A 2540-nucleotide genomic window follows, 5' to 3' on the forward strand; every position below is an offset into this window, starting at 1 on the left:
AACATAAGCGCCATCCGCAAGGATGTAACCGCAAAGTGCTATGGTGGTGATATCAGCCGTAAACGCAAACTGTTAGAAAAGCAGAAAGAGGGAAAGAAGCGAATGAAGCAAATTGGAAATGTGGAAGTGCCGCAGGAAGCGTTTTTAGCAGTATTAAAATTGAATGATTAGCCCCCTCCACCCCCTGAAGGGGGAACTGAAGCGGAGATTGATGGAGATGATAGTAAAGTAGGGTGGGTCACTCCTTAAGAGTGGCTCACCCGGCAAAGAAAATAAAATAGCATTGAATTAAAAGCATTCAAAAATAAAATTCTGATTGCTCAATAAAGAAATACTGTTGAAGAGTGTCTCGCCTTAGGCCAGACCAATGAAGCTAAATAGAATTATTAAAGTTTGGTTTATAAAAAAAACTGCTTAATAAAAATGGATGAACAAAAAAAATTAGAGCCCCTATCCCCTGAAGGGGAGTTATTTAAAGGGAATAAGAATCATGAAAAAAATAAAATGCAAAATAGAATTAACGATAAAAAATTAGAAACGTTGAATAACTCCCCTTTAGGGGATGGGGGCGGCCTGTATGACTCCCGCTATGAGCATGATGCCTGCGGTATTGGTTTTGTGGCCAACATTAAAGGCAACAAATCGCACCAGCACATTGATGATGCTTTAACAGTATTGGAAAATATGGAGCATCGTGGTGCATGTGGCTGCGAAAATAATTCGGGTGATGGTGCAGGTATTATGATTCAAATGCCCCATGAATTTTTCTTTGACGAATGCATAAAACTCGGCGTACACTTACCACCGTTTGGTAAATATGCGGTGGGTGTAATATTTTTTCCCAGAGAAATAAGACTAAGAGAAGAGTGCCGTGCCGTGTTTAACCGCACCGCCGAAAAATTAGGAATGGAAGTGCTGGCATACCGTAAAGTGCCGGTGAACACCGAAAATATTGGAGCTACAGCTTTAAGTGTGGAGCCGGAAATGGAACAGGTTTTTATTGCCTGCCCCGATCATGTAAAAAATTTAGAGGAGTTTGAGCGTAAACTTTATGTGCTGCGTAATTATGCAACACATACCATCAACAGTACTGTAAGAAAAGATGCAGTTGGTTTTTATATTGCTTCGCTTTCTTACAAAACAATTGTGTACAAAGGTCAGCTCACCAGTACGCAGGTACGTAATTATTTTGTTGACCTCAGTAATAAAAGATTAGTGAGTGCTTTTGGATTGGTGCATTCCCGTTTTGCTACCAATACTTTTCCGTCGTGGAAGCTGGCACAGCCCTTCCGTTACATTGCACACAATGGCGAAATAAATACACTGCAGGGAAATTTAAACTGGCTTAAGGCAGTAGAGCAACGGTTTATTTCTACACTTTTCACCCATGAAGAAATGGAAATGCTGTTGCCAATTGTTTCGGGCCAGCAATCCGACTCTGCCTGTTTGGATAATATGATTGAGTTATTATTATTGTGTGGCAGAAGTTTGCCGCATGTAATGATGATGCTGATACCCGAAGCCTGGGATGGTAATGATGATATGGATGCGGTAAAAAAAGCGTTTTACGAATTTCATGCTTCTATAATGGAACCATGGGATGGACCGGCTTCTATTTCATTTACTGATGGAAAAATTATCGGCGCCACATTAGATAGAAATGGATTGCGTCCTTCAAGATATTGCGTTACAACTGATGACCGTGTTATTATGGCCAGTGAAACCGGAGCGTTACCTGTTGATGAAAAATTAATAAAAGAAAAAGGAAGGTTACAGCCGGGTAAAATGTTTGTAGTAGATATGGAGCAGGGAAGAATTATAAGTGATGATGAATTAAAACATAACATCTGCAGCCAAAAACCTTATGATGATTATTTAAATCAATATAAAATAAGGTTAGAAGAAATTGATGAACCAAGAGTGGCGTTCACTCATTTATCTGATGCATCTATTTTAAAATATCAAAAAGCATTTGGTTATTCTACAGAAGATATTGATACAATTTTAAAACCAATGGCGCTGGATGCTAAAGAACCGCTGGGTTCAATGGGCACAGATATTCCGTTGGCAATATTGAGCGATCAGCCGCAACACTTAACCTCTTACTTTAAACAATTATTTGCACAGGTTACCAATCCGCCAATAGACCCTATAAGAGAAAGATTAGTGATGAGTCTTGCATCTTTTGTCGGTAATAACGGAACGCTGTTAGAAGAAAAACCGGAGGACTGTCATACCGTTGCATTAAAACAACCGATACTCACCAGTACCGAATTAGAAAAATTACGCAGCATTGATACTGGTATTTTTCAAAGTAAAACTTTGCAAACTTATTTTAGGGCCGATGGCAAACCTGGTTCTTTACAAAGAGGCCTGGAAAGATTGTGCCGCTATGCAGAAGATGCAGTGCATGATGGTTTTGAAGTGTTGATTTTAAGCGACCGTGCTGTGGACAGTGATCATGCTGCAATACCAACTTTGCTGGCAACATCAGCAGTGCATCATCATTTAATTCGTAAAGGTTTGCGTGGGCAGGTAGG

The 2540-nt window shown here is 39.8% G+C and carries 2 protein-coding genes; both read left to right on the forward strand.

Translation table 11 applies throughout. The features are described from left to right. Positions 1-12 precede the first annotated feature (12 nt). A complete protein-coding gene (locus ACY65O_RS02930) occupies positions 13-171 on the forward strand; it encodes a hypothetical protein (protein WP_462219357.1) in 159 nt (52 codons plus the stop codon). Between the two features lie 333 nt (positions 172-504). Beyond that, positions 505-2540 (forward strand): glutamate synthase central domain-containing protein (locus ACY65O_RS02935; RefSeq protein WP_462219356.1); only part of this gene is annotated, 2036 nt, incomplete at its 3' end.

The sequence above is a fragment of the Ferruginibacter sp. genome, assembly GCF_031430955.1.
Taxonomy (GTDB): Bacteria; Bacteroidota; Bacteroidia; order Chitinophagales; family Chitinophagaceae; genus Ferruginibacter.